This is a genomic window from Paenibacillus hunanensis (genome assembly GCF_034055775.1).
Classification (GTDB): domain Bacteria; phylum Bacillota; class Bacilli; order Paenibacillales; family Paenibacillaceae; genus Saccharibacillus; species Saccharibacillus hunanensis.
Genome location: NZ_CP139194.1, coordinates 17,501 through 42,278, shown reverse-complemented (window position 1 = coordinate 42,278; position 24,778 = coordinate 17,501). Strand labels below are relative to the sequence as shown.

The window sequence follows — 24,778 nt, the reverse complement described above, 5'->3', positions numbered from 1 at the left end:
TCCTCTTTTCAGTAAAATATCGGTTTGCTTTATTTATATACCACTAGCCTGCGTACTCGCCACTTTACCTCCTTGTTGCACTGTAAAAGGGAGTAGCAGAACGCTCAAATAGAATGTCCTGTGCAGGAACGTTTATTTTTTGTTAAAATTGGTTTACATTGTTCAACAGGTACACCCGCGCGATGGATGCCTCATCCCGGTCTGCATTCCAGCACAAGGAGGACATCAGCATGTATACCTTCGGGCAGCAATTGCTGAAAAATCGCCATTTCTATGATCATTTCCGGCAAGAAATGCCTGTCCAGGTTTACCGTCATGGCATTCCTGTCGATATTGGACTGATTACCGCCTATGATCACCAGTTTATCGAGATGAACCGTGTGCTATATCATCGTCAGCGTCATACCTTCATCTCAAGACCCGGCTATTGACGATGCCGGATGATTCCAAGCAGATACGCCGATAAGGGTTACTTGCCTCTCACAGAGGAAGTAACCCTTCTTGCATAACTGGATTATTATTCGATTTCGAACAGTTTACTGATGGACAGCTCTTCGTGAACACGAATGATCGCTTCGCCCATAAGCGGCGCTACCGACAACACTTTAAGCTTGCTGGTCGGATTCGGATGTGTGATCGGAATGGTATCCGTCACGATCACTTCCTTGAGCGGTGAATTTTCCAGACGATCCATAGCTGGGCCAGACAGTACAGGGTGTGTACAGCAAGCGTACACTTCCTTCACGCCACCCTCGATCAGTGCGTTCGCACCGAGTACGATCGTACCGGCAGTATCGATAATGTCGTCTACCAGAATGGCAGTCTTGCCTTCGATGTTACCGATGATGTTCATAACTTCACTCACGTTCGGCTCTGGACGACGTTTGTCGATAATCGCCAGTGGAGCGCTGAGCAGATCAGCCAGCTTACGCGCACGAACCACACCACCGTGGTCAGGCGATACGACAACTGGATTCTCGATTTGCTTGGAGCGGAAGTATTGTGCCAGAATTGGCACGCCGAGCAGATGATCCACCGGAATATCGAAGAATCCCTGGATCTGCATTGCGTGCAGGTCCATAGCAATTACACGATGGGCGCCTGCTTTTTCAATCAGATTAGCAACCAGCTTCGCCGTGATTGGATCACGGGAACGGGCTTTACGGTCTTGACGTGCATAACCGTAGTACGGAATAACAACGTTGATGCTTTTCGCAGAAGCACGCTTCAGTGCATCTACCATAACGAGCAGCTCCATCAGGTTATCATTGACCGGAGCACAGGTGGATTGAATCACATACACATGACAACCGCGTACGCTCTCGGACAGCTTCACCTGAATCTCGCCATCACTAAAACTGGTCGTGTGCGACTCGCCCATCGGAATACCGATATAATCGGCAATTTGTCCCGCCAGCTTGGGGTTAGAATTACAAGTGAAAATCTTTAATTTGGAATCACAATAAGTCATAATGGTTAAAACCCTCCGTGGTGGTTCATTGGAATGCTCATCAGCTCGGCTTATGTCTCTATATTCGCTCTTGATTTGCGTTTGGCCATTAGTTCGATACGATTATTCAACAAGCATTGTGCACTACATATTATATAATAATTTGTCAGCGAATAGGGCATTTTGTTCGCGATTCAGTAATTATTTGTTTTGTTCCTTAATTGCTTTCGCTTTTGCACGGATTTTATCCGCATAACCGGCTTTGTTTTCCTGACGTGCACGTGCAATCGCCAGATCATTTTCCTTCACATCGCCTGTAATTGTCGAGCCTGCAACAACATAAGCTCCCTTACCGATGCGTACCGGTGCAATCAGGTTGGAGTTGCTGCCAATAAACACATCATCCTCGATGATCGTTTTGAATTTGTTGTAGCCATCGTAGTTCGCTGTGATCGCACCACAGCCGATATTTACGCCAGCACCTACCTCAGCATCTCCTACATAGCTCAGATGCGGAACCTTGGAGCCATGACCAATTTTTGCATTTTTCAGCTCGACAAAGTCGCCAACCTTCACTTCATCTGCCAGCTCTGTGCCTGGACGCAGATAAGCAAACGGTCCCACATTCACAGCGTTGCCCACTTTCGCTTCCGCTGCAATCGATTGACGAATCGTTGTGCCATTCCCTACGACAGAATTATCGATCTCTGTGTTCGGGCCAATGATGCAATCTTCACCGATTACGGTATTACCTTTCAACATCGTACCTGGATACAGAATCGTATCCGAACCGATCTCTACATCTGCACCAATATACGTAGATGCCTTGTCGATGATCGTTACACCGTTCAACATATGCTTTTTCGCCAGACGCTCATGCATAAAGCCTTCTGCCTCAGACAATGCGACACGATCATTCACACCGATCGATTCTGCCAGATCCAGCGTCTCGTAGGCAGCAACACGCTTACCGTCAGCATGCAGAATGCGGATACAGTCAGTCAAATAGTATTCGCCCTGTGCATTGTTGTTATCAATTTTGGATAGTGCATCAAACAGCAGCTTGTTATCAAAGCAGTACGTACCTGTGTTGATTTCTTTCGTCAACAGCTCTTCCGGTGTACCATCCTTTTGCTCGACGATCTTCGTTACGCCGCCATCCTCGCCGCGGATAATACGACCATAGCCAGTTGGATCGTCCATCGAAGCTGTCAAAATGCTCACTGCCGCGCCTTCACTCTGATGATGTGCAATCAATTGCTCCAGCGTCTCAGGTGTAACGAGCGGTGTATCGCCACAGATGACGATTGTAATCCCTTCTTCATTACCGATCATCGGCTCTGCCTGACGTACCGCATGACCTGTTCCGAGCTGCTCGCTTTGCAGTGCATATTCCGCACGATCGCCTAGATAGCCCTTAACGGCCTCAGCACCGTGACCCACAATAACTACACTACGCTCACAGCCGATACGCTGAATCGAATCCAGTACATGACCGACCATAGGCTTTCCGCATACAGGATGCAGCACCTTATACAGCTTGGACTTCATGCGTTTTCCTTTGCCTGCTGCCAGTACAATCGCTAATCTTTTCAAAATAGTTGTCCCTCCATCGATGGAATGTATGATGATTGCTTCAAGCCTTGTATATGTGTATTTTCATTTCATATTCCGCAAAAAAACTCCATACTGAATATATCTTATTCCGGGCAAAAAGAAAAGGGAGCCACAGCTCTCGCTCCAGTGGCTCCCTTTTCTTTTAAACCCCAATAAGTATAAAGAACTTGCTTATGCGCCTTCTTCGATAACTTCTTCTTCCAGTCCGGCACGCTCGTATTCAGCCAGTACTGCCGACTGAATCTTCTCCCGTGTGCTAGAAGAAATAGGATGCGCGATATCGCGAAACTCGCCATCCGGTGTCCGCTTACTCGGCATCGCGACAAACATCCCGTTGTTACCATCAATTACTCGAATGTCGTGAACGACAAATTCACTATCGATTGTGATGGAGGCAATGGCTTTCATCCGACCTTCGGAATTTACGCGGCGGAGTCTTACATCCGTGATTTCCATGTGTGTTCACCACCTTTTTGCATAAAGACTTGGTTGTGTATTTCCACACATGGAAGTAAAACACCTTCTTTTTTCTGAAAATTAATTGTGTATTTTTTTGTCGGATCGCCGTTTTTTGCCGATTTCTGCCGAATTCAAGAAAATTGACTGATACCTATTCTCAATTGGACTTCACAATTTATAAGCTAAATCATTCAAATAATCACATTTTCAAAGTAATTTCCCGGTTGAACCGTAATTTTCTTACTTTTTGCATCAACTTCTGTTAATTTGGCGAGTGATACATAATCCGCCCACAGGCGATCCTCCACCTCTACATTGCCGGATTCCAGCAATACGCCCACACCTGCTACCGTCGCATTGAACTCACCAAGCAGATCAACCATGCCCTGAATCGTGCCGCCTGCCTTCATAAAATCATCGATAATCAGCACGCGCGACTTTTCCTTCAAGGCGCGTCTGGATAAGGTCATCGTATGCAGACTCTTATGCGAACCGGACACATAGTTAATGCTAACCGCCGAGCCTTCTGTCATCTGATGGTCACGTCGCACCAGCACAACAGGCAGATTCAGCTGCGTGCCTGTCGCATGCGCCAGCGGAATCCCTTTCGTCTCTACCGTCATGATCACATCGATCGGGGTGTCTGCAAAAACAGACGCAAAAATTTTGCCGACTTCGTTTAATGTAGCCGGCTGACCGAGCAGATCAGACATATAGATATAATTCCCTGGCAACAGTCGATCTGGCTGCTCCATCTGCACGCAAAGCTCGCTCATAAACGAGAACGCCTTCTCTCTGGACAGGCGCGGGATGTATTTCACACCACCCGCTGCACCTGCCAGCGTCTGAAGCTCGCCGATGCCCTCTTCCTCGAAGACCTCTTTAATAATAGTCAGATCTTCACTGATCGATGATTTGGCCGCTCCGTACCGGTCAGCGAAGGTCGTTAATGGAATAAGCGTGTGCGGTCTTGAGGTCAAATACTGCGTCAGCTCGACCAGACGCGCGCTCCGTTTTAATTTTTTCACTTTAACTCCTCACCATCTACGAAAATTTACATTTATATCCTAAAAAAATCCCAAATCCGAATAATTAAAGTGAATATAACATTTTTGTACGGCTTTGTAAAAGAAAATCGCAATCTTTTTCCAAATGTCTCCTTCATGCTTGAAGGCTTTTGGAAAAAGATTGCGACCTGGACTTCTCAGGTTAACATACGTACAGCATATACCTCATGGCAAAATCCGCGTAGCCCATTATAAATGCGTGCCACCTTGGATTCCTTGGAAACGAGACCGAATACCGTTGGCCCGCTACCTGACATGAGTACACCGTCTGCACCAAGCTGCTGCATCGTCTGCTTCAGCTGCTGCACCTCTGGATAGTGACTGAGCGTCACATCCTCCAGCACATTCCCCAGCTCACCGCATATCGCTTCAAACGATTGCTGCTCAATCGCCTTCTGCATCGCAGCTGCTGACGGATGCTGCTTGATCTGATCCGCTCTCAGACGTCCGTAGACGCCTGCTGTTGATACATTGATCGGCGGCTTTGCCAGAATGACCCAGCAATCCGGCGGACTTGGTAGTGGCGTCAGTAGTTCGCCACGTCCTGTCGCAAGCGCTGTGCCGCCCGTAATACAAAAAGGAACATCCGAGCCAATCGAAGCGCCCAGCTCCATCATGTCCGCATGAGGGATATCCAGCTTCCACAGCCGATTCAGTCCACGCAATGCGGCGGCGGCATCACTACTGCCTCCTGCCAGACCTGCTGCGACCGGAATCTGCTTGTCGATATGAATATGCACGCCCTGGCGGATGCCGTAGCGCTCCTTGATCTTATTCGCAGCCTGATAGGCAAGATTTTTATCATCCAGAGGGATGTAACCAGCCTGACTGGATATCGTGATCGTATTACCGGACAGCTCCGTAATCGTCAATCGATCGGCGAGATCAACCATCGTCATGATCATCTCTACCTCGTGGTACCCGTCCGGGCGCTTGTGCAGCACATCCAGCATCAGATTTATTTTTGCTGGCGCTTTTTCATATAGCTTCATGAGGTTCCTCCACCTTCAACATTCCGTCCGTTCTTATTGTTACTGTATCCGTTGACATACTGGAGAGCATGAATGCCAATCCGTTGATGCCCACGCATAACAGGTAGCTATGTATAGCCACGAATACTCCAATTATAGAAAAAATGAATTGCAAAGTCTATTCACAAAGCAAAACAGTCTCTACCCCCGCAGGAGATAAAGACTGCCTTATCATAAAACAGTTATTCAATTCCCAGCGTACTCGACGCTTGTATGGGAATCATCCTCGCAAACTGTGATTTCAACCGAGTCGGTTAATACGTCTGCGTAGCTGTAAGACACTCGTTCAAAAGTTTGATGCTCATCATCAAGCTTTACAGTAAAAACAGAAGGGTAGGTTTCTTCCAAAATTCCGGTACGTTCAATGGTCTTTTTCCGACCACCGTGTGCGCGCAATGTGATTTTGTGCCCTACATGAGCATCAAGATTGCGTTTGATTTCGGTAAGCGCATTGTTAGCCATGCTCACAACCACCTCTTTTCCTACCTCCTATTGTAACAAAAAGGAAAAGAAATGTCAATCAAATATTAAATTATGCTATACAAAATTTATTTTGTCAATGATTTTTTTGTGAGGTGCTAAAAAGCTCGCTTTAACGAATCCCTGCTGCCAGGAATACATCGCTCAAACGTCCATATTCCTCAATGCTCAGCGTCTCCCCACGACGGGATGGCTCGATACCAGCCTCCGCGAGAAGCTGCTCCAGCTGCTCGCGATCGCTTCCGCTGAAATAACGTGTTTTGAGGTTGTTGGCAATCGTTTTACGGCGCTGAACAAAGCATGCCTGCATCAGCTCGAAGAAATGCTGCTCATCTTGTACATGCACAGGTGGCTCCTCACGCAGCTTGAGACGAATCACCGCTGATTCCACATTCGGCTGCGGAATAAATACCGTTTTCGGCACGATACATACCAGCTCTGGGATGCAATAATATTGAACAGCGATGCTCAGGCTGCCATAATCCTTGCCACCTGGCGCAGCTGCCATACGCTGTGCGACTTCCTTCTGAATCATCACGACGATATTATCGAGCGGAAGCTTCTCTTCCAGCAGCTTCATCAGAATCGGCGTAGTGACGTAATACGGCAAATTCGCAACGACACTGACCTTATCCACATTCGCAAAATCCTCACGGAACAGCTCCTGTAGATCGACCTTGAGTACATCGCCATGACGCACACGCACATTATCATAGTCACCGAGCGAGTCTTGTAAAATCGGCAGCAGACGCTGATCGATCTCCACCGCGGTCACATTATGCGCCTGACGTGCCAGACGCTCTGTCAATGCGCCGATCCCCGGTCCGATCTCCAGCGCCCCACGCTGTTCATTCAAGTCCGCTGCGTCGACAATTTTATTCAAAATATTACTATCGATTAAAAAGTTCTGACCGAGGCTCTTTTTAAACGAAAAGCCGTGCTTATTAATAATCTCTTTCGTCCGTCCGGGCGTGGCGATATCGTGTCTATCATTCATTGGATTGCTGTTCCTCCGCTTCAAGTTGTGAAAGTGCTGCCGCGAATTCCTCGCGGGTGATGCCAAATATACGTAGCCGTTTATGAAATTGCTTGCCGTTGCCATAACCGATGCCGAGCAGATTGCCCATTTTCATCCGGCGTGCGGCAGCTTGCTTATGAATCACCAGTCCGGTCGTAATCAGATCATCCCAATCGATGAGCGTCTCTGCCTCTGGCATTTCCGTATGCACACGTGCCAGAGCTGCCCGAATCGCTTCAGGCGATGCATTCTCGACTCCGATATCGCCTTTTAACGTCGCTTCACTCTCCGGGATAAAGGCATGCTTACAGCCCGGTACCTTTTGTGAGACGATTTTGCGTATCCGCTCTCCAGCATGATCGGGATCGGTCAAAATGATAACCCCTCTACGCTCCTGTGCCAGACGTACACGACGAATCACGTGAGCGCCAATCGCGGAGCCACCCGTTTCGATCGTATCCGCTTCGACTGCACGCTTAATCGCTACCGTATCGTCCCGTCCCTCTACAACAATGACCTCTTTAATCAATGGATGGTACGCTTCCCTTCCGGATCGGGGGCGTACAGACGTCATTTCCTTTTCCCCGCGATCATATTCATATTGTCCTCAGTATAACAAAACAACAAACAAAAAGAAGGGGAATCATCCCCTTCTCCTGTTGGTTCCTATACGCTCATGGTTAATAATGCTTATATCATATAACAGTCCTGCCAGCACAGGCAACCGATTTGTACCGATAAATTAAGGTTTTACCGGCCCGATCACATAGACCGTATAACCGGACTTGCGTCCGAACGCTCTTGCCTGGCTCAGGCTATCAATATATACGTCAATCTTATTGCCGTTAATGGCGCTGCCGGTATCTTCTGCACGGCGGTAACCGAGGCCTTCAATGTAGACCCACCATCCCATTGGGATCACGTCGGTATCTACGGCAATCGTCCGTCCTTCTGTCACTCGCGTTCCAGATGCAGTACGTGTACCCAGTCCCGGCTCCTGAGAGGAGTAGGCTGTCAGCGTAACATTATTCAATACTTTGGCATAAGAGAAATCTTTGTCGGAATTTGAACTGGACGAAGCACTCGCTGCAAGCAACTTAGGCTGCTCTTTTTTCGTACCGATCGCAACGATCTTGTCCTGTACATCAGCGGTTGTCTTTTTATCAATCATGCGCTTGGAGACGAACTCTCCGTCTTCGTATACCTTCTCGATATACTGGACAACCTTACCTTTTTGACCGCTCTGAATGAGCTTTGTTTTACCTTCCAGCAGACTGCCGTCTTCTTTCTGAACGACCTGATAAGGCAGCTCAACGACCTGTTTGGCCACAAAGGAAGTTGTTCTAACTACCTTGATGTCCATATCATGCTGGACGCCCGCTTCCACCGGAGGTGTCAGCTTGTCTTCTTTACCGAGATCGATCCCGGCTTGTTCCAGTGTATTCCCAACCGTTTTGGCTGTAGTGTACACCTGTTTTGTTTTACCGTCTGCCGTAATATTTACGGCTACCGCATGGTTAATGTATACCTTGTCGCCATCCTGGATTGCTCCGTTCATGGACATTGATACTTTATCCTGTGGTGCTACTTGAATATTTTGTTCAGCCAGCAGATCCGATAGCTGTAGCTTATGGGTTTCGACCATTTGAGCCTTGCCATCAATAACGACATAAATATTTTTGCTTGCCTGCATGTACATCAACCAGAGTGCCATGGCAATAACCACAATCACTGCCAGTGAAGTGAGCAGTACAGAGCGTAGATTTTTTTGCTTCCAACGCAGCGCGTAAGACATGCTGGATGAGCGTGAACCATGGGTTTCTTTGAAAGGAGCAATTCCCACTTCTTCCGTCCTCCTTACATAGTCTCGCCGTCTTGCTGTAAAGAAAATGTATTATAGACGCGACTATATCAGAATTTCCACAGGCATTATAATGCTGATGATGAAATACCGGCGCATTACGGTACTTCGTTCTAGTTGAAAATTGCCTGCGCCATGGTCAGTCCTAGCGGCATACCGATCCCGGATAGTGAAAACCGGGTCTTCTCTTTTTCATTGACTTCCTTTTGCACAAAACAAAAAAGCCTAGGGAAAAGTGCAAGAGCAACTCTTCCGTGGCTTCCCGACATTGTACGTCCATTGGAAACTTAGAAAATGAGAGGTTGCCTCTGCATCGCTTACGAGGTTAGCTGTCGGGTTCGGATAAGCACTACTGCGTGTAGATGGTACCCTGTGAGACGTCCTTCGCTCATGGCGCAAGTAGCCTCAATTCACCCCAAAGACCCTGTATCAGGAATCAAACATCTGCCTTCCGGTATTGCCGGTTAAAAGTGAATGAAGACAGCTGTTGGTTCCCCCGTTCTCCTATGTAGGAAACTCAGCGAGACCGAATCATGGAATCTCGTGTATCGACACGAAGATTAAATCACTGATGAAATGATATCCCGAACACAACCTCACTGTAAAGCGAGAGGCAACTCCGTTTTTCTTAAAAAGTGGTTAAAAACTTGTAACATTTCCGCATTTTTTCGTTAAAATTCATTCATATATCGGTATAGCTCGTTTTTTCATCGGTTTTTCTCTCGTTTTCATCGAATGCCAAATAATGCCAACGCATTTTTTGTTGTAATTTCACTAATTTCTTCCAGACTTACCCCTTTAAGCTCGGCAGCTGTCTCTGCCACCAAACGTACATATCCAGACTCATTTCTTTTTCCACGATTAGGATGTGGAGTCAAATATGGGGAGTCCGTTTCCAGTAATAAACGATCCATCGGAACCTGCTTTAGTACCTCTTTTGGCTGCTTTGCATTTTTGAATGTGATCGGGCCGCCAAACGAAATATGGAAGCCCATATCAAGGCACATTTTTGCCGTTTCCCAGCTACCGGAAAATGCATGCATAATGCCGCCAACCTCACTTGCTTTTTCCTCACGCAAAATCCGAACAATGTCTTCATGCGCTTCCCGATTATGAATGACAATTGGCATTTTCAGCTCACGCGCCAGGCCAATTTGCTCGCGAAGTACACGATGCTGCACATCCTTGGGTGATTTATCCCAATGATAATCCAGTCCGATCTCACCGATTGCGACTACTTTTTCATGACTGCATAAAGATGCAATCCATTCCAGATCGCCCGGCTGCATCGTGATCGCTTCGACCGGATGCCAGCCCACTGCCGCATAGATAAAATCGTATTCTTCTATTAATTGCATCGTAGTTGGAATCGTCTCACGGTCAAATCCAATATTCACCATTCGAGTGACTCCATTATTGTAAGCACGCTCGATCACTTCTTTGCGATCCTCATCAAAATCTTTGGAATCCAAATGAGTATGTGTATCAAATAACATAGTATTCATTCTCCTTTGCAGGCTTTTTTACGTAACTGCTATGGAACTTTTTTATCAGCTTCATACATTTTTTATATTTCAAACTCCATTTGTGCAGGTCCCAGTTTATCTTCGAAAATGTCCGCTATATGCGGTGACAGCTTGTGTTTTACCCTTTCTAGCTTCTCCTGTGGAAAATACAGATGATATCGTCCACGATGAATACCGCTGATCGAGCGCACAATATCGGATACCTCGGATATTTCCTGTACCTTGTTCTGACGATCCAGTAGCAAAATCTGCTTTTCCTTTTTCGGATCACCAGGACGGAAAACATCGTATGGCAAATCAGTTGGGAAATCGATCTCCAGATCATACTGCGGATGAAGACCCGCTTCCGCAAATTCGCGGCGAATTTGATCGATCATATCGAGGTCGATTAATTCGGTTTCTACATATTTATATAACCGTCGCTCCATAAAACGAGCACACACATCAGCAAGAATTTCGTCCTTTTCAAGCGTCCACTGCATAAACGTCGTTTGTACCAGCGCTTCATCCAGCAGCAAATATTCTTTTACATTTAACTCATTGCGGAACAGTGCAGGTAGCGGATGTGGTAAAAATGTGAAATTGTAGCCGCTATCGAACAGTTCTTTTGCTCGCTGGAAAATATGACGTAATACGATATCCGAGCTGCGTGTCACCGGATGGAAATACACCTGCCAGTACATCTGATACCGTGACATGAGATAGTCTTCAATCGCGTGCATTCCCGTCTCCTTCACGACCACACGTCCATTATGCGGACGCAGCACACGAATAATGCGATCCATATCGATCGTACCGTAATTCACCCCTGTAAAATATGCATCGCGCAGCAAGTAATCCATCCGATCTGCATCCAGTGGACTGGACACCAGATTGACCACAACTGCCTTCTCATAGTCCTTGCGAATAACCGCAGCAACCTTTTCGGAGAAGCCAGCTTCTACGTCCTCCAGCACACGATGAATTTCAGTATCTTCTAATAATATGCGACACGTCCATTCCTCATGATTCATCTCAAACGCTTCTTCTATAGAATGCGAAAATGGGCCATGTCCCAGATCATGCAGCAGCGCAGCACAAAGTGCCACCATACGCTCCTCGCTCGGCCAATCCTCATATCCGCTTCGCTCGAATTGAGAAATGATACGACGCGTAATCTCATACACTCCGAGAGAGTGGGAAAAGCGGCTATGCTCTGCACCGTGAAAGGTCAGATAGGATGTACCGAGCTGACGAATGCGACGCAGTCGTTGAAACTCAGGTGTATTGATCAATGTCCAGATTAACCGATCCTGGACGTGAATATAATTGTGAACAGGGTCCTTGAATACTTTTTCCTCATCCAAAGGCTGTAGCGATTTCATACTTAACGCTCCTTCGCGAAACTTGATTACCGTATTTTGAATCGTATAAAATAGAATTATGTCAATTATGTCGAACAGTGTCGTTATATGATCAGCAACGATTTCCAAATCGACAAAAGCTGTATACGCCCATCATATCGTAAAAATAAACCCAAAATCCTTTAACCGCAAAAAAAATTTTACGATTTTATGCTGAAATAGGCAATTTCATGCAATTTCTATGTTGACTGATTTGGGAAACGTTGGTATTATGAATATCATAAAAGATAGAACTTTGTCGAAAGATGACATTTAAAACATGAATGCTTGTTCAATAATTGCATCCTGGCGCTAACCAGCTAGAGAAGTATCGCAGCTTATACGATGGCTTACTTCATTTCTATTAATCGGGAACAGCCGTTACGAACCCTATTCGACAAGCGAATTTTACGACTATTATAAAAACACATTTGAGAGGATTGATTATCATGATGAAATCAACAGGTATTGTAAGAAAAGTAGACGAGCTGGGCCGTGTAGTAATTCCGATCGAACTGCGTCGCACACTGGGAATCGGTGAGAAAGACGCTCTGGAAATCTACGTTGATGGCGAGCGCATCATGCTGAAAAAATACGAGCCAGCTTGTATCTTCTGCGGCAATGCTGAAAATGTAACGTACTTCAAAGGCAAAATCGTTTGTAACGACTGCATCTCCGAAATTCCAGTTCCTGTGACAAAATAATTAAAATAAGCTATAATAAAGCTAGAACCATAAACTTTATTAATTCTAACCTTTTTATATCTCCTTGGACCTTTATCCGACATTGCTCGGGTAAAGGTATTTTTTTGCTTTCTGCATGTTTTCCTCTACCTGACATTATACCGATTTTCACATAGTAAGCCAATGTGGCAACAAAAAGGGACCTCGACGCTCGGTCGTGGTCCCTTCATATAAACTCGAATTTACTGCTCCAACAGAGCTCGCTGATCGAGTTTCTTCTATATAATATATACGTCATAATATATACGTCGCTTGGCGATGATCCTATCCGGTCTAGCGTACCTTATGAATTAGAGTGTACATATACATAAACGCACATACCGAAGCAGTTAACCATGCTCAAATCATTTCGATCCGTTCATCACCAAGAATTTGGCGGAAATGATGAATCCTACGCTCTATTCCTCCAACAATACCTGATAAATATCACGCTTGGACAATTGACGATCCTTAGCGGTACGCTTCATAGCATCTTTACGCGATAGCTGCTCGGTCTGCTCATAATGCGCGACATGCTCGGCAATCGACAATGCCTGCCACCATTCATTCGCCTCGGCAATCGCTTCTTCCTGCGGTTGTCCTTCCAGCACGATACAGTATTCACCCAGCGGCGGATGCTCCTCCAGCCATTCCAGCGCTTCCTCCACCGAGGCACGCAGCCATTCCTCATGCCGTTTCGTTAATTCGCGCGCCAGTACGATGCGACGATTACCCACATGCTCCAGAATCGCTTGTAGCGTTTTGATAATGCGATGTGGAGACTCATAAAATAGCAGCGTTCCTTCTGCTGCACGCGCTCCCTGTAGCACCTCTGCCTGTCCACGATGATCGCGCGGCAGAAAGCCGATAAAGGTGAACCGATTGGTCGACAGTCCTGACGCGATCAATGCAGACAGCGCTGCATTAGCTCCTGGGATTGGTACGATCGCGATACCCTGCTCTACAGCTAGCTGTACCAGCTCTTGCCCTGGGTCAGAAATAGCAGGCAAGCCCGCATCGCTGATCAGCGCCAGACTTTGCCCTTCCATAATCAAGCGAATCAGCTCCGGCCCACTATTATGCTTATTATGCTCATGATAACTGACGAGCTTGCGTGGCGTAATCTCAAAATGGTTCAATAGCTTACGACTTTGCCGTGTATCCTCAGCCGCGATAATATCGCATTCCTGCAATATGCGAACAGCGCGATAGGTCATATCCTCCAGATTGCCGATCGGTGTTGCGACCAGATACAGCGTACCTGGCGCTTTACCTTGTGGCAACTCCGATGCAGCGGCAAAGCTTTTTTGGACTTGTATGCTCATAAAGACTCCTTTTGACCGTAATAAATATCCATAATTTCTGGAACATATTCATTCTGATCATTATATACGATCAATGGCGGCAGCACACGCGCTTCTGGCTTACCACCGCGAATGCCCTCCACCAGTACCATATTCGCTTCCATATGACGGCGTGGATGGACAAAACGAATACGTTTCGGCTCTACTCCATATTGACGCATCATCAGCACAATATCGACCAGGCGGTGCGGACGATGCACCATCGCCAGCTTGCCCCCATTTTTGAGTAAACCTGCTGCTGTGCGGACGACATCTTCCAGCGTACAACCGATCTCATGACGTGCCATTGCATGGTGCATATTCAGCTTGACCTCGTTGCCGTTCATTGGCATATACGGTGGATTCACTGTTACAGCATCATACGTACCATGCTCACCCTGTAGCGGTAGTTCCTTCAGATCTTGATTGCGAATCGTAATCTGTGACTGTAATTCGTTAATCTGTACGCTACGCTCAGCCATATGCGCCAGCCGTTCCTGAATTTCTACCCCTTCAATAGACGCCGCGGTGCGCGTGCTCAGCAGGATCGGAATAACACCGTTCCCTGTACACAGGTCCATCACCTTACCACGCGGTGGAACCGCTATAAAGCGCGCCAGTAGTACCGCATCCATCGAGAAGCTAAACACATCCGGGCTTTGAATAATATGCAGCCTGTGGGTCAGCAGATCATCCATCCGCTCACCCGGCTGTAGCAGTTCCATATACTGCTCATGCTTGTTGTTTTGTTCCAATTTCCCGATTTCCTCTCCACATCGATAAAGCCGCAGACAGTATCTGCGGCTTTGGTTCGTATTATTCGGATTTGTTCAAAAATGACAGACAGAACAGACAGTCGCCTTCCGTACGCAGATGGCCATAGTATACATTGCAGATATGAAATCCTTCATGATACAACCGGGCGAGATTATCGTAGCCTTCACCGACGACTTCTGGATACGGATGATTGTGCAGATCCGAATCAGCCAGAATTTCAACCGCCTGAGCATCAGTCAACTCTGGCTCGCCAGGTACTTCTTTTTTCAGTACACGACGTAGCTGTTCATTTTCAATCGTCAGGCGCTGGTTTTCCTCCAGTACTTCCTTGACTGCCAGCTTGAGCCTTCCCATATCCCCGTGCATATGGTTCATCTGTGTCTCCAGTTCATGAATATACTCAAAAAGATTTTTCTTTTCCAAGTTTCCACCTCAAACGCAGCCTTTGACGGTTTACTTCACCACGACCTCATCGAACGGTAGCTCCTTGACCTTACTAATTTCGAAGATCTGAACATGTACCGTACGAGAACCCGCATTAATGCCAACAACCTTGCCTTCACCAAGCGAGGTCACGACAAATTTACCGACAGCCGGGAGTTCTTCCTTTATACTTTCATAATTGTCATGCTCAAACTTGAGACAACACATCAGACGTCCACATAGACCCGAGATTTTGGTCGGATTCAGTGACAGGCTCTGATCCTTCGCCATTTTGATCGACACGGGCTCAAAATCACCCAGCCAGGACGAACAACACAGAATACGTCCGCAAGGGCCAATCCCGCCCAGCATTTTCGCTTCATCACGTACACCAATCTGACGCAGCTCGATACGCGTACGGAAAATACTTGCCAGATCCTTTACGAGCTCACGAAAATCGACGCGTCCCTCTGCCGTAAAATAGAAAATGATCTTATTGCGATCAAACGTATACTCGACGTCCACCAGCTTCATTTTGAGCTGATGATCTCTAATCTTTTTGAGACATGTAGCAAATGCATTCTTCGCTGCTGTCCGGTTCTCCTCGACGATACGAGCATCATCCTGCCCGGCGATACGGATTACCTTTTTTAGCGGCAATACCACATCATCTTCCTTCACCTGTTTACGTCCGATAACGACCTTGCCGTACTCTATACCCCTTGCCGTCTCTACGATAACATGCTCTTCGCTATCGATTGCAAAATCGAGCGGATCAAAATAATATATTTTACCCGCTTTTTTAAAGCGGACACCTACTACGTTATACAAAAGAAAAGCCTCCTCATTTGCCAATACCGCCCCTACTGATGCAAAAACGATACAAACAATAACTTCTACGGTGTATACGCAAACTGCGAGTGAGCCGCTATATCGATCAGCTCCTGCTAGCCTTCGTCTGAAGCAGCCATTGTTGAGCTACATATGGCACTTATATCGAACTAGCAGATCGGCTTGCCTACACACCTGGTTTGCACGGACATGGCGTATTTCGAAAAAGTCACTGCTCTTTCATCAGATGTTCTTCCGCATGATGTATACTGTCCGTCCTATATAGAAGTTTATTCTATACCTTAGCCGCTTACCCCTATGAGAAATTGCTCCATACATAGCTGCCCGTTAACGTTCGAGCGAAGCATTTTCTTGCATTCGGCAGCAAGCGCCATACAGGAGATCCAATGCTGCATGCTGCGGGTGTGAGCCACCTTGGAGAGAGACTCTAACTGATCTATAAAAACGATACTTTCGTTCTGGCCAATCTGAATATGAATGAGATCCTTGAACCATAGATGAAAAAGGTCAAATACCTGATCCACATGATCACCCAGTCCACCTTTAAATAGCTTCTGTTGTGCGGTAATCAGGCTCATACTGCCTCTAGAGGCAGACTCCTTCCCTAATTGTAACACTACGTTTCTAATTTCTGCAAACCAATTCTCGGCGAGCAGCTTCCGGCATTCCTCTGGGTCAGAAACGAGATGAACCGCACAGCGAACGAGGGGTAGCGGGTAATTTTCATCCGCTAACAATTGGATCATTTGCTTGGGATCGACAGCGGTGAATAGCACTGGCTGTGTCCGCGAACGAATCGTCGGCAAAATAGACTGTACATTATCTGTCAGCAGCATCGCAACAGCCGGAGCTGGCGGCTCCTCCAGAAATTTGAGCAGACTGTTGGCGGCTTGTACCGTCATTTTATCTGCATCCTGAATAATATAGATTTTGCGGTTGCCCGCTTCCGAACGGTATGAAAAAATCCGCTGTAGCTCGCGGATCTGATCGATTTTGATCGAGCTGCCATCCGGCTCTACCAGCAGAAAATCCGGATGATTCCCGTGCTCCATTTTACGGCACTCTATGCAATGTCCGCACGCATCGACACCCTTTTCCAGACAGACGAGCGCTTTAGCAAAGCTAAGTGCCATCTTCAATTGCCCACTACCTGCCGGGCCATGAAATAGATAGGCATGGGATATTTTTTGCTGACGAAGCCCATTTTGTAATACCTTTTTGGCAGTTTCCTGCCCTATAATTTCTTGAAAAGACATACTGCCTCCTTATCTGAAGCACTTAATACAGCAAATTGACCAGCAGACCGCGAATTTCGCCCATACGCTGCAATAACTCAATTCGGCCTTCCTCGCTGCTAAGAAGCTCTTCAGCCATGCCAAGCAATGCAGAATCCACTTCATCCAGCAGCTTGTATTTGCGACTGCGTCCGCGACGATCAAAGCTTTGCGTATCCTTCAGCTTGACTCCGCGGCGTACCGTATCCTCCAAAAAGCGCTTCACCAGCATCTGATAAGCCTTCAGCTCACGCAGGGTCATCGACTTAGCCAGACGATCCCCCTGAAGCTGAATGGCCTTGAATTGACGCTGAATCTCGTCGTGGGTAGCCTGCGTCCCGTGATTTTGCAGCACGTCTGAGAAATTCTTTTGCTGCACAACCTTCGTTGGCGTCTCCGACAAGACCGAATTGCTTTTTAACGGAGGATAACCGGGATTGATTTTCATTATGATCTTCCTCTCCATATACCGAATCTATATACTGATACTCTCCATGATTCGCCTGCCTATATCGCATGCCAATCCGTTGAGTGAACCGAGCAGCACAATAGGACACGAGCTTAGTAAGCGAACGGTCCCTATTTATAACTAACCTGTAAAAGCCCTTATAATCAGTATCGTTCAAAATGAAGGTTTTGCGAATAGGAAAATGAAAAAATCCGCTCTATTCCGCAATTTTTATTAATTTTACCTCTTTATAATAAAGATGGACCGGTCCCATAATGGTACCCGATCCTTCTCTTCCTTCTATTATACTATTAAACGACCCATTTGATTCATCAAATTACAAACTAACGCGACTTTTTCGCCAGGGCTTATGCTGTACTAACGTCTATACGCTATCATCAGCAGCATTTCGGATAGCACAGCATAAATCTCACCGACCAGCGAATAGCCCTAAGGCTGTCATCACGCTTCATGAAGCCTGATTTAGAAATGCTCGAAGCGTTCAACAGGCATGACGAATACCGTAGCGCCGCCCACCTGTACTTCGACTGGCAATGGTAGATACGAATCGGTCGTTCCACTCATTGGTGTTACCGGTGTAACCAGCTGCTCACGAATTTTGCAGCTGTTGCGAATGACTTCCAGAACCGCTTCGATCTGACTATCGTCCACACCAATCATGAATGTCGTATTACCGGCACGCAGAAAGCCACCTGTACTTGCCAGCTTGGTCGCACGGAAATTGGCTTTTACCAGCTCTCCGGACAGACGATTGCTGTCTTTATCCTGCACGATCGCTATAATCAGTTTCATCGTTATAGCCTCCTTTAGCAAAATTCAACCAATGCGTCTATTCTTTATTTGACATAACCGATGCAATATCCTCTAATTGCGCTGGCTTTAATGGAACAATATTGAAATTGGGGGAAGCTAGCTAAGAGATGTGAGAATCTACTGGATGGAAGGTGAGCATGGATTTCATAAATTGTAGCTGTAAGATATTTTGCTTCGCAAAAATCACTTTTCATTTGACCTCGTGTTAGGCAACCGCTAACACTATAGCTGTAAGGTATTTTGCTTCGCAAAAACCATTACTCATTTAATCCTTTGTTAGACAATTGCTATCTTTAGCATCATCCCTGCTCCTTATTTGATTCCCCAATTGTATATATCTCACGGTCTAAAATTCAGCTCAGTCCCTTAATTTTGCTTCATTTTTCGTATGCCATGCAATACAAGATCATAACAATGCTAGTCAAATATCGTACCCTTTATTACCCTAATTTAGCCTGCTAACTCACTCTGTTGTGGATTGAGAGAGCCAGCCATCGATCAGGCGATCAAGTTGCTCCCGAATATCTTCAAACACCTCATCTGGAGATTGCTCCCCATTTACAATCGTAAAACGTTCTGGATATTCAGCGATCAGCTGCTGATAACCGCCATAGACACGATGATGGAAATCGATCGCTTCCAGATCCAGACGATTAATTTCACGATCTGTCGTTTTAGCCATGATGCGCTGCAATCCAACCTCAGGCTTCACTTCGATGTACAGATTCATATCTGCCCAGTATTCTTTACCTTCAACCTCAATCGCCATGCGGTTAATATCAAGCACCGCTTTACCCAATTGACGCCCATGCCCCTGATATGCGAGCGAGGACATCACATACCGATCACAAATAACCAGCTGACCTGCCTCCAGCGCAGGTAACACCTTTTGCATCAGATGCTCGCGCCGTGCGCTGGCATATAACAAGCATTCAGTCATCCCGCTCATATGATTGTCCACATTCAAAATCACATTACGAATCTGCTCGGATACCGGAATACCTCCCGGCTCACGAGTTGATAAAAATGGAAGCTGACGCTCGTTCAAATACTGTACGATTCGTTCCAGCTGACTGGTCTTGCCGCTCCCATCCATCCCTTCGATTGCAATAAATAATCCTTTTGCTGTCATACTTTCATTCCTGCTTTCTATAGTTAATCGTGATAGACACGGATTGATTGTAGCGAAGCATCCGCAGCTCCTTGTATTTTCATACCATGCTGGCGTACCTGTAATAGCCGTGCGTGCAATTCCGTACTGATCATTTCTCCTGCATACAATACAGGAATACCCGGAGGATAAGGAATAATCATCTCTGCACATCTCCGTCCGGCTGCCTGCTCCAGCGGTATCGTCTCGATCTGTTGCTGTGCGATAGGCTTCATTTGAAAAGATACGGGCTCGGATATGCGCGAGACTATGAGCAGATTGGAATCTGCATCTTGCTGTTCGGCGGCTATACCGTAATTATCAAGAGCACCGGAAGACACTCTTTTTCCAATTGATAAAGCTGATAACACGGGAGACATCGATACATTATCTGCATGTGCATGAACATATTCCTGTGCAGCTATAGCTGTATCATCAGCAATCTGCCGTAATGCGTCCAACAAGCGTGTTGCATCCTCCATTTGTGAGCCGAGACTGAATACAAGCACCACATAACGCTCATCACTCATCTCCGGTATACAACCATATTGCTCAAGCTGCTGCTGTAACTGCTGCCCGGATAAGTATCCTGTTCGATCATACAAAACCATTTTAAATGGATCCTGCTCGATCCTTTGAGCCATCTCATCATATGCAGGTATATCCAAACGACTCTCCGAATGGACTTCTTCTACACGATCCTTATGCTCTGCATTCAAAGAATCCTTCTCCACATATCGTCGATATTGCTCACGCCGTTCACTCACAATCGCAAAGCGTCCGCCAGTTTCACGATCAATACCATCCACCTGCTCATTTGCTACATATTGCTTACTGCCTGCATGCGTATGATCCAATGCAGCAGAATAACATCCAATCGATGCCAGATGATCTGCAACATAATCACGAGCTGCTAATCCCTGTTCAAATAATGCATTGCCTGCGTAATCCAGCCAATAACGACTCAGATCAAGTGAAGCCATGATCGGATAGGACGGACTGGAGCTTTGAATCATCGTCAATCGCTGCCGAAGTACATCCCGATCTATCCAATTACCCTGTACATGCAGCATCGCGCCCATCGTCATAGCCGATAGCATTTTGTGTGTCGATTGTACAACGCCGTCTGCTCCAGCTGCCAGCGCACTTTGCGGAAAGCGTGGATGATGTCCGTAATGAGCACCATGCGCTTCATCGACGAGCAGAGGAATGCCATGCTCATGACAATATTGAGCCATAGTCGATAGATCGCTGCCCATTCCATAATAATTAGGTGATGTTACTAGCACGCCGCGAGCCTGAGGATACCGCGCTAGCGCTTGTCGCACCGTCTCTGCTGATGGCACCACAGCAAGTCCACTAAGTGGGTCGATCTCTGGTGTCAAAAACACTGCCTGTGCTCCAGCCAGCATTAAGCCATGAATGACCGATTTATGCACATTACGCTGTACAATAATTAGATCACCAGGCTGCTGACAAACCGATAGCAGTAATGCTAGATTCCCCGATGTACTGCCACCAACAAGCCAGTACGTCTCCTCTGCCCCAAAACAGCGAGCAGCAAGCTCCTGCCCCTCCTGAATCACACCTTCAGGATGATGAAGGTCATCTGTGCCTTGTATTTCCGTCACATCCAGGCGCAGTAGCTCTCGCATATAATCCATAGGTAGAGCTTTTGCAGCGTGCTCAACAGGCAGTTCATAGGCTGCTCCATTTTTATGTCCAGGCACATGATAGCTTCGATTGCCTGACTGTGCATACTGAATAAGCCTCTCATATAGAGGCGCCCGAACACGATCACCTTCAAGATGACCATCTATAGAAAGGGATTCATACGCATTCTCAGAAAAGAATGGCTGCTTACTCATCTCATTATTATTCATAATACTCCTGCTAACTTTCATATAAATTATTGTAGACTTCCTAGTATCCTTATTATAATTATAACAGAGCAACGCTCGAACTATGCGATTAAGTCTAAGTCTGAATCAAGACGCCAATTTAGATCGTCATATCCAATGGATTTATATGATATACGACTTATGTATCGATTACCTACGATTGATGTCTAATTCGTACCTCATTGATACCTAATTTAAATCTAATCTCCGACCATTGTATGACTGAATATATACCAGTGCTCTATCATTAATGTATATCGTTGTCGAGTGTATGTAGTTGTAGTCCCAGTAGAAATGGTTCTAAAGTTCCTCTTCGATACCGATCTAAAAACCGATATACATAATGGATACTGCTCGATTCCATACACAGTTGTATTTGTAATATCCTATACATACACATAAGCTCCATTCATGGCTCACTGCAATGCTGCACATATGCCATATGCATTTCATCATTTATCGGAAAGGTGGCCCCTCCTCTATGGCAGTAGAGCCGCAACAAAACGCAACGTTCTACCAGTATAAGCTAATCAAAAAATGGAATATTACCCGACTCTGGTTTTGGACATATCTTCTTTTACCCGTCATCGCCTTAGCCGCAGAAATGTATTTCTTTTCATGGGAAAGCATCGGCTTCTGGGTATTGTCATTCCCTCTGGTATTGTGGATTCAATTCGTAATCTCACGTTCTGTCTTAATTATGACCGTAAATCATCTGCGTAAAAAATGGCGTTTCCAATTCCAATACCCCTGGATCGGTTATCTGCCTGATCAACATATGAGCTATTCCACATTCCGACGCGTACTATTGCATACAACATGGATTGGATTATGCTTCACTGCTGTACTATTCATGTGGCTGCCTGTTTCCTTTTCCGTCTCGCTAGTCGTCTGGCATGTCTGGCTCTGCCTACCACGCCTGCTTATCCTACTCCGTCTGTTCCGACAACGCAAAGATGGTATGGTCAAGCTTAACAAGGACGATGTGTCATATTATATTAGCTAAATTACATGGATCCGACATTATCCCAGCTTGCCCTAGCATCGATGTATCATACTAAATTAGCTCATTCGATCACATTGCTGCTAGATCCAAATTCGATATACAATATAAAAGCTCAAATCACATTCATATATACATGTCAAATCATGTTCATACTTCTCAATAGGAGTTCATTTAATGTTGATATCCAATCATACAGAGGATCTCTGCCTAAAGAGTTATAGTTCGATAACTGGACAAAGATGATCTATTCATATCATTCACCCACTATTCACTCACATAAAAAGCTGACCCCTATTTAGTATAAAGGTCAGCTTTTCTTATTTGTATTTATCCCCGATCCCTTCCAATCCCATTTAAAATCTAATATGTACAACCAAAAACAATACTCAATACCAGCTAACGCACCATGCACAACCTAATTCCATGATTAGCAATCACCAATTACCGAATAAATCCACCTTCCGAGTGAATAATCTGTCCTGTGATCCACTCTGCTTCCTCACTCGCCAAAAAAGCTACCAATCGTGCTGCATCTTCAGGCGTCCCGATCCGTCCCATTGGAAATTGCGGCAATAGATATTCACGTATCTCATCATTCATCCACGTAGAGTCCGTCGGCCCCGGATTAATCGCATTGACTGTAATCCTTAACGATGCCAGCTCACGAGATAAAGACTTCGTAAATGCAGAAATAGCTCCCTTCGTCGCCGCATAAGCCAGCTCCCCAGGCATAGGTGCCAGATCCTGCCCTGAAGTTAAATTAATAATCCGACCGTAAGGCAAGTTTGTCCTCTCAAACGAACGTGCAAACTCAGCACATAATAAAAACGTCGATCTCATGTTCACGGCATAATGATCATCCAATGCTTTAGCATCCAGCGATACATAATCATTATTCGTGCTATACGCAGCATTATTAATCAAAATAGTAGGCTGCCCCAGTCGGTTCAACACCTCAGCATAAAGTTCTGACGCAGCAGTAGAAGCTGCCAAATCAATCTCCAAACAAGCACAACGTACACCCATACCCATTATCTCTTGTCGTAACATATCTGGCCACTGCACATCTACATTCCAATAGGTAAAGAAAATATCCACCCCAGTAGAAGCTAACTTTCTACAAAATGCCGTGCCCATATCTCTCGAGCTACTAGCTCCAGTAATCAAAGCAACCTTTCGTTGTGTATCTTGGTTAGTATGACTCATACTCGTCATCCTCCTTTCTAATCCGTCCATACAAAATTATAAAATACCAACTGGCAATTGTATAATACATATCGAGAACAACAGAACGCAGAACAAGAAGAATACAAAGAAAGTGAATAATAAAAGCAGCCAATAGAGGTAGCCAATAGAACAAAAAATAGACTATACGAAGAAGATCAAAGCAAAGAATGCAATCCAACGGAGAACTACAAACAGAAGATCAAGTAAAAGAAATCACCGGCAGCCCTCTTCCCACCATCCAGTGAAGAAATCATACCACTTAAAATAGAACATTCACCGCCTCTTGGTATACACCAAAGAAACCCTACTAACAGAAAACAATACGAAAACAACAAAAAAGAGACACGATCCATAGTGGATCATGTCTCTTCCTCATTGCTTGGCGACGTCCTACTCTCCCAGGACCCTGCGGTCCAAGTACCATTGGCGCTGGAGGGCTTAACGGTCGTGTTCGGGATGGGTACGTGTGGAACCCCTCCGCCATCATCACCAAACGTTGTTGCTACAGGTTGATCACCTGAAAACTGAATCCGAAACGAATCATCGCGTATTTAGAAAAATAGGATAAGCCCTCGACCGATTAGTATTGGTCAGCTCCATGCATTACTGCACTTCCACCTCCAACCTATCTACCTCGTCGTCTTCAAGGGGTCTTACATACTGGGAAATCTCATCTTGAGGGGGGCTTCACGCTTAGATGCTTTCAGCGCTTATCCCTTCCGCACGTAGCTACCCAGCGATGCTCCTGGCGGAACAACTGGTACACCAGCGGTGCGTCCATCCCGGTCCTCTCGTACTAAGGACAGCTCCTCTCAAATTTCCTACGCCCACGACAGATAGGGACCGAACTGTCTCACGACGTTCTGAACCCAGCTCGCGTACCGCTTTAATGGGCGAACAGCCCAACCCTTGGGACCTACTTCAGCCCCA

General features: G+C 46.1%; 24 protein-coding genes, 2 rRNA genes and 1 riboswitch (1 of these 27 only partly in view). Of the genes, 3 read left to right on the top strand and 23 right to left on the bottom strand.

Annotated elements, in window-relative coordinates; genetic code table 11:
• The first annotated feature begins 230 nt into the window (after positions 1 to 230).
• Positions 231 to 431, top strand: coding sequence for a hypothetical protein (locus tag SK066_RS00180; protein WP_188778132.1), 201 nt, complete (start codon positions 231 to 233; stop codon positions 429 to 431).
• 86 nt (positions 432 to 517) lie between these two features.
• On the opposite strand, the gene SK066_RS00175 is transcribed toward SK066_RS00180, so the two are convergent.
• The 11 genes from SK066_RS00175 to SK066_RS00125 all read right to left on the bottom strand — a co-directional run bounded on the left by SK066_RS00175 (position 518) and on the right by SK066_RS00125 (position 11,873).
• On the bottom strand, positions 518 to 1,471 hold the full coding sequence (locus SK066_RS00175) for a ribose-phosphate diphosphokinase (RefSeq protein WP_188778134.1): 954 nt from the start codon (positions 1,469 to 1,471) through the stop codon (positions 518 to 520).
• A 180-nt stretch (positions 1,472 to 1,651) separates the two neighbouring features.
• Entirely contained in the window at positions 1,652 to 3,046 is a 1,395-nt protein-coding gene (glmU, locus tag SK066_RS00170; RefSeq protein ID WP_320543202.1) for a bifunctional UDP-N-acetylglucosamine diphosphorylase/glucosamine-1-phosphate N-acetyltransferase GlmU, read from the bottom strand.
• Between the two features lie 192 nt (positions 3,047 to 3,238).
• Positions 3,239 to 3,523, bottom strand: coding sequence for a septation regulator SpoVG (spoVG, locus tag SK066_RS00165; protein ID WP_188778136.1), 285 nt, complete (start codon positions 3,521 to 3,523; stop codon positions 3,239 to 3,241).
• Between the two features lie 194 nt (positions 3,524 to 3,717).
• On the bottom strand, positions 3,718 to 4,554 hold the full coding sequence (gene purR, locus SK066_RS00160; protein ID WP_188778139.1) for a pur operon repressor: 837 nt from the start codon (positions 4,552 to 4,554) through the stop codon (positions 3,718 to 3,720).
• A 176-nt stretch (positions 4,555 to 4,730) separates the two neighbouring features.
• On the bottom strand, positions 4,731 to 5,585 hold the full coding sequence (ispE, locus tag SK066_RS00155; RefSeq protein ID WP_320543201.1) for a 4-(cytidine 5'-diphospho)-2-C-methyl-D-erythritol kinase: 855 nt from the start codon (positions 5,583 to 5,585) through the stop codon (positions 4,731 to 4,733).
• A 225-nt stretch (positions 5,586 to 5,810) separates the two neighbouring features.
• Positions 5,811 to 6,086: a biofilm formation stimulator Veg gene (gene veg / locus SK066_RS00150; RefSeq protein ID WP_188778141.1), complete on the bottom strand. Its 276-nt coding sequence runs from the start codon at positions 6,084 to 6,086 to the stop codon at positions 5,811 to 5,813.
• Positions 6,087 to 6,216: 130 nt separating this feature from the next.
• A complete protein-coding gene (rsmA, locus tag SK066_RS00145) occupies positions 6,217 to 7,101 on the bottom strand; it encodes a 16S rRNA (adenine(1518)-N(6)/adenine(1519)-N(6))-dimethyltransferase RsmA (RefSeq protein WP_188778143.1) in 885 nt (294 codons plus the stop codon).
• A complete protein-coding gene (rnmV, locus tag SK066_RS00140) occupies positions 7,094 to 7,651 on the bottom strand; it encodes a ribonuclease M5 (RefSeq protein WP_188778145.1) in 558 nt (185 codons plus the stop codon). The genes rsmA and rnmV overlap by 8 nt, the downstream gene beginning before the upstream one ends.
• Positions 7,652 to 7,864: 213 nt before the next feature.
• The gene (locus SK066_RS00135; RefSeq protein WP_188778147.1) at positions 7,865 to 8,965 is read right to left on the bottom strand and encodes a resuscitation-promoting factor; all 1,101 of its coding nucleotides are present in this window, start codon (positions 8,963 to 8,965) and stop codon (positions 7,865 to 7,867) included.
• 317 nt (positions 8,966 to 9,282) lie between these two features.
• Positions 9,283 to 9,516, bottom strand: a riboswitch (cyclic di-AMP (ydaO/yuaA leader).
• Positions 9,517 to 9,711: 195 nt separating this feature from the next.
• Complete coding sequence (locus SK066_RS00130; RefSeq protein WP_320543200.1) at positions 9,712 to 10,479, bottom strand: TatD family hydrolase; 768 nt, start codon at positions 10,477 to 10,479, stop codon at positions 9,712 to 9,714.
• A 71-nt stretch (positions 10,480 to 10,550) separates the two neighbouring features.
• A complete protein-coding gene (locus tag SK066_RS00125; protein WP_320543199.1) occupies positions 10,551 to 11,873 on the bottom strand; it encodes an HD domain-containing protein in 1,323 nt (440 codons plus the stop codon).
• Positions 11,874 to 12,340: 467 nt separating this feature from the next.
• Here SK066_RS00125 and SK066_RS00120 point away from each other — a divergent pair, with 467 nt between their 5' ends.
• Positions 12,341 to 12,595 (top strand): AbrB/MazE/SpoVT family DNA-binding domain-containing protein, encoded by a 255-nt coding sequence (locus SK066_RS00120; protein WP_188778153.1) that lies wholly within the window; start codon positions 12,341 to 12,343, stop codon positions 12,593 to 12,595.
• A gap of 437 nt (positions 12,596 to 13,032) precedes the next feature.
• Here SK066_RS00120 and rsmI read toward each other — a convergent pair whose 3' ends face one another.
• The 9 genes from rsmI to SK066_RS00075 all read right to left on the bottom strand — a co-directional run bounded on the left by rsmI (position 13,033) and on the right by SK066_RS00075 (position 21,597).
• Positions 13,033 to 13,938: a 16S rRNA (cytidine(1402)-2'-O)-methyltransferase gene (rsmI, locus tag SK066_RS00115; protein WP_320543198.1), complete on the bottom strand. Its 906-nt coding sequence runs from the start codon at positions 13,936 to 13,938 to the stop codon at positions 13,033 to 13,035.
• Complete coding sequence (locus tag SK066_RS00110) at positions 13,935 to 14,681, bottom strand: tRNA1(Val) (adenine(37)-N6)-methyltransferase (RefSeq protein ID WP_320544763.1); 747 nt, start codon at positions 14,679 to 14,681, stop codon at positions 13,935 to 13,937. The genes rsmI and SK066_RS00110 overlap by 4 nt, the downstream gene beginning before the upstream one ends.
• A gap of 91 nt (positions 14,682 to 14,772) precedes the next feature.
• Positions 14,773 to 15,156, bottom strand: a complete 384-nt coding sequence (locus SK066_RS00105; RefSeq protein ID WP_320543197.1) for an initiation-control protein YabA — start codon at positions 15,154 to 15,156, stop codon at positions 14,773 to 14,775.
• Positions 15,157 to 15,186: 30 nt separating this feature from the next.
• The gene (locus SK066_RS00100; protein ID WP_188778157.1) at positions 15,187 to 15,987 is read right to left on the bottom strand and encodes a PSP1 domain-containing protein; all 801 of its coding nucleotides are present in this window, start codon (positions 15,985 to 15,987) and stop codon (positions 15,187 to 15,189) included.
• A 302-nt stretch (positions 15,988 to 16,289) separates the two neighbouring features.
• On the bottom strand, positions 16,290 to 17,264 hold the full coding sequence (holB, locus tag SK066_RS00095; protein WP_320543196.1) for a DNA polymerase III subunit delta': 975 nt from the start codon (positions 17,262 to 17,264) through the stop codon (positions 16,290 to 16,292).
• A gap of 22 nt (positions 17,265 to 17,286) precedes the next feature.
• Positions 17,287 to 17,730, bottom strand: a complete 444-nt coding sequence (locus tag SK066_RS00090) for a YaaR family protein (protein WP_188778159.1) — start codon at positions 17,728 to 17,730, stop codon at positions 17,287 to 17,289.
• A gap of 483 nt (positions 17,731 to 18,213) precedes the next feature.
• A complete protein-coding gene (locus SK066_RS00085; protein ID WP_188778160.1) occupies positions 18,214 to 18,543 on the bottom strand; it encodes a cyclic-di-AMP receptor in 330 nt (109 codons plus the stop codon).
• Positions 18,544 to 19,027: 484 nt separating this feature from the next.
• Positions 19,028 to 19,696 carry a dTMP kinase gene (gene tmk, locus SK066_RS00080; protein ID WP_320543195.1) on the bottom strand — a complete coding sequence of 223 codons (669 nt, stop codon included), beginning with the start codon at positions 19,694 to 19,696 and terminating at the stop codon, positions 19,028 to 19,030.
• 23 nt (positions 19,697 to 19,719) lie between these two features.
• On the bottom strand, positions 19,720 to 21,597 hold the full coding sequence (locus tag SK066_RS00075) for an aminotransferase class I/II-fold pyridoxal phosphate-dependent enzyme (protein WP_407673726.1): 1,878 nt from the start codon (positions 21,595 to 21,597) through the stop codon (positions 19,720 to 19,722).
• A gap of 499 nt (positions 21,598 to 22,096) precedes the next feature.
• On the opposite strand from SK066_RS00075, the gene SK066_RS00070 reads away from it, so the two are divergent.
• Positions 22,097 to 22,621, top strand: coding sequence for a hypothetical protein (locus SK066_RS00070; protein ID WP_188778163.1), 525 nt, complete (start codon positions 22,097 to 22,099; stop codon positions 22,619 to 22,621).
• Positions 22,622 to 23,062: 441 nt separating this feature from the next.
• On the opposite strand, the gene SK066_RS00065 is transcribed toward SK066_RS00070, so the two are convergent.
• The 3 genes from SK066_RS00065 to SK066_RS00055 form a co-directional block, all read right to left on the bottom strand.
• On the bottom strand, positions 23,063 to 23,827 hold the full coding sequence (locus SK066_RS00065) for an SDR family oxidoreductase (RefSeq protein WP_320543194.1): 765 nt from the start codon (positions 23,825 to 23,827) through the stop codon (positions 23,063 to 23,065).
• A gap of 398 nt (positions 23,828 to 24,225) precedes the next feature.
• Positions 24,226 to 24,342, bottom strand: a 5S ribosomal RNA gene (gene rrf, locus SK066_RS00060).
• A 66-nt stretch (positions 24,343 to 24,408) separates the two neighbouring features.
• Positions 24,409 to 24,778 (bottom strand): 23S ribosomal RNA (locus SK066_RS00055) (it continues 2,553 nt past the right edge of the window).

Coding starts and splice junctions, on each gene's coding strand:
- rsmI (WP_320543198.1), bottom strand. CDS start 13,938: ATGAGCATACAAGTCCAAAAAAGCTTTGCCGCTGCATCGGAGTTGCCA.
- tmk (WP_320543195.1), bottom strand. CDS start 19,696: ATGACAGCAAAAGGATTATTTATTGCAATCGAAGGGATGGATGGGAGC.
- SK066_RS00085 (WP_188778160.1), bottom strand. CDS start 18,543: ATGAAACTGATTATAGCGATCGTGCAGGATAAAGACAGCAATCGTCTG.
- spoVG (WP_188778136.1), bottom strand. CDS start 3,523: ATGGAAATCACGGATGTAAGACTCCGCCGCGTAAATTCCGAAGGTCGG.
- SK066_RS00110 (WP_320544763.1), bottom strand. CDS start 14,681: ATGGAACTGCTACAGCCGGGTGAGCGGATGGATGATCTGCTGACCCAC.
- holB (WP_320543196.1), bottom strand. CDS start 17,264: ATGTCTTTTCAAGAAATTATAGGGCAGGAAACTGCCAAAAAGGTATTA.
- ispE (WP_320543201.1), bottom strand. CDS start 5,585: ATGAAGCTATATGAAAAAGCGCCAGCAAAAATAAATCTGATGCTGGAT.
- SK066_RS00090 (WP_188778159.1), bottom strand. CDS start 17,730: ATGAAAATCAATCCCGGTTATCCTCCGTTAAAAAGCAATTCGGTCTTG.
- SK066_RS00120 (WP_188778153.1), top strand. CDS start 12,341: ATGATGAAATCAACAGGTATTGTAAGAAAAGTAGACGAGCTGGGCCGT.
- SK066_RS00130 (WP_320543200.1), bottom strand. CDS start 10,479: ATGTTATTTGATACACATACTCATTTGGATTCCAAAGATTTTGATGAG.
- SK066_RS00075 (WP_407673726.1), bottom strand. CDS start 21,597: ATGAATAATAATGAGATGAGTAAGCAGCCATTCTTTTCTGAGAATGCG.
- SK066_RS00065 (WP_320543194.1), bottom strand. CDS start 23,827: ATGAGTCATACTAACCAAGATACACAACGAAAGGTTGCTTTGATTACT.
- rsmA (WP_188778143.1), bottom strand. CDS start 7,101: ATGAATGATAGACACGATATCGCCACGCCCGGACGGACGAAAGAGATT.
- veg (WP_188778141.1), bottom strand. CDS start 6,086: ATGGCTAACAATGCGCTTACCGAAATCAAACGCAATCTTGATGCTCAT.
- SK066_RS00175 (WP_188778134.1), bottom strand. CDS start 1,471: ATGACTTATTGTGATTCCAAATTAAAGATTTTCACTTGTAATTCTAAC.
- SK066_RS00180 (WP_188778132.1), top strand. CDS start 231: ATGTATACCTTCGGGCAGCAATTGCTGAAAAATCGCCATTTCTATGAT.
- SK066_RS00125 (WP_320543199.1), bottom strand. CDS start 11,873: ATGAAATCGCTACAGCCTTTGGATGAGGAAAAAGTATTCAAGGACCCT.
- SK066_RS00070 (WP_188778163.1), top strand. CDS start 22,097: ATGGCAGTAGAGCCGCAACAAAACGCAACGTTCTACCAGTATAAGCTA.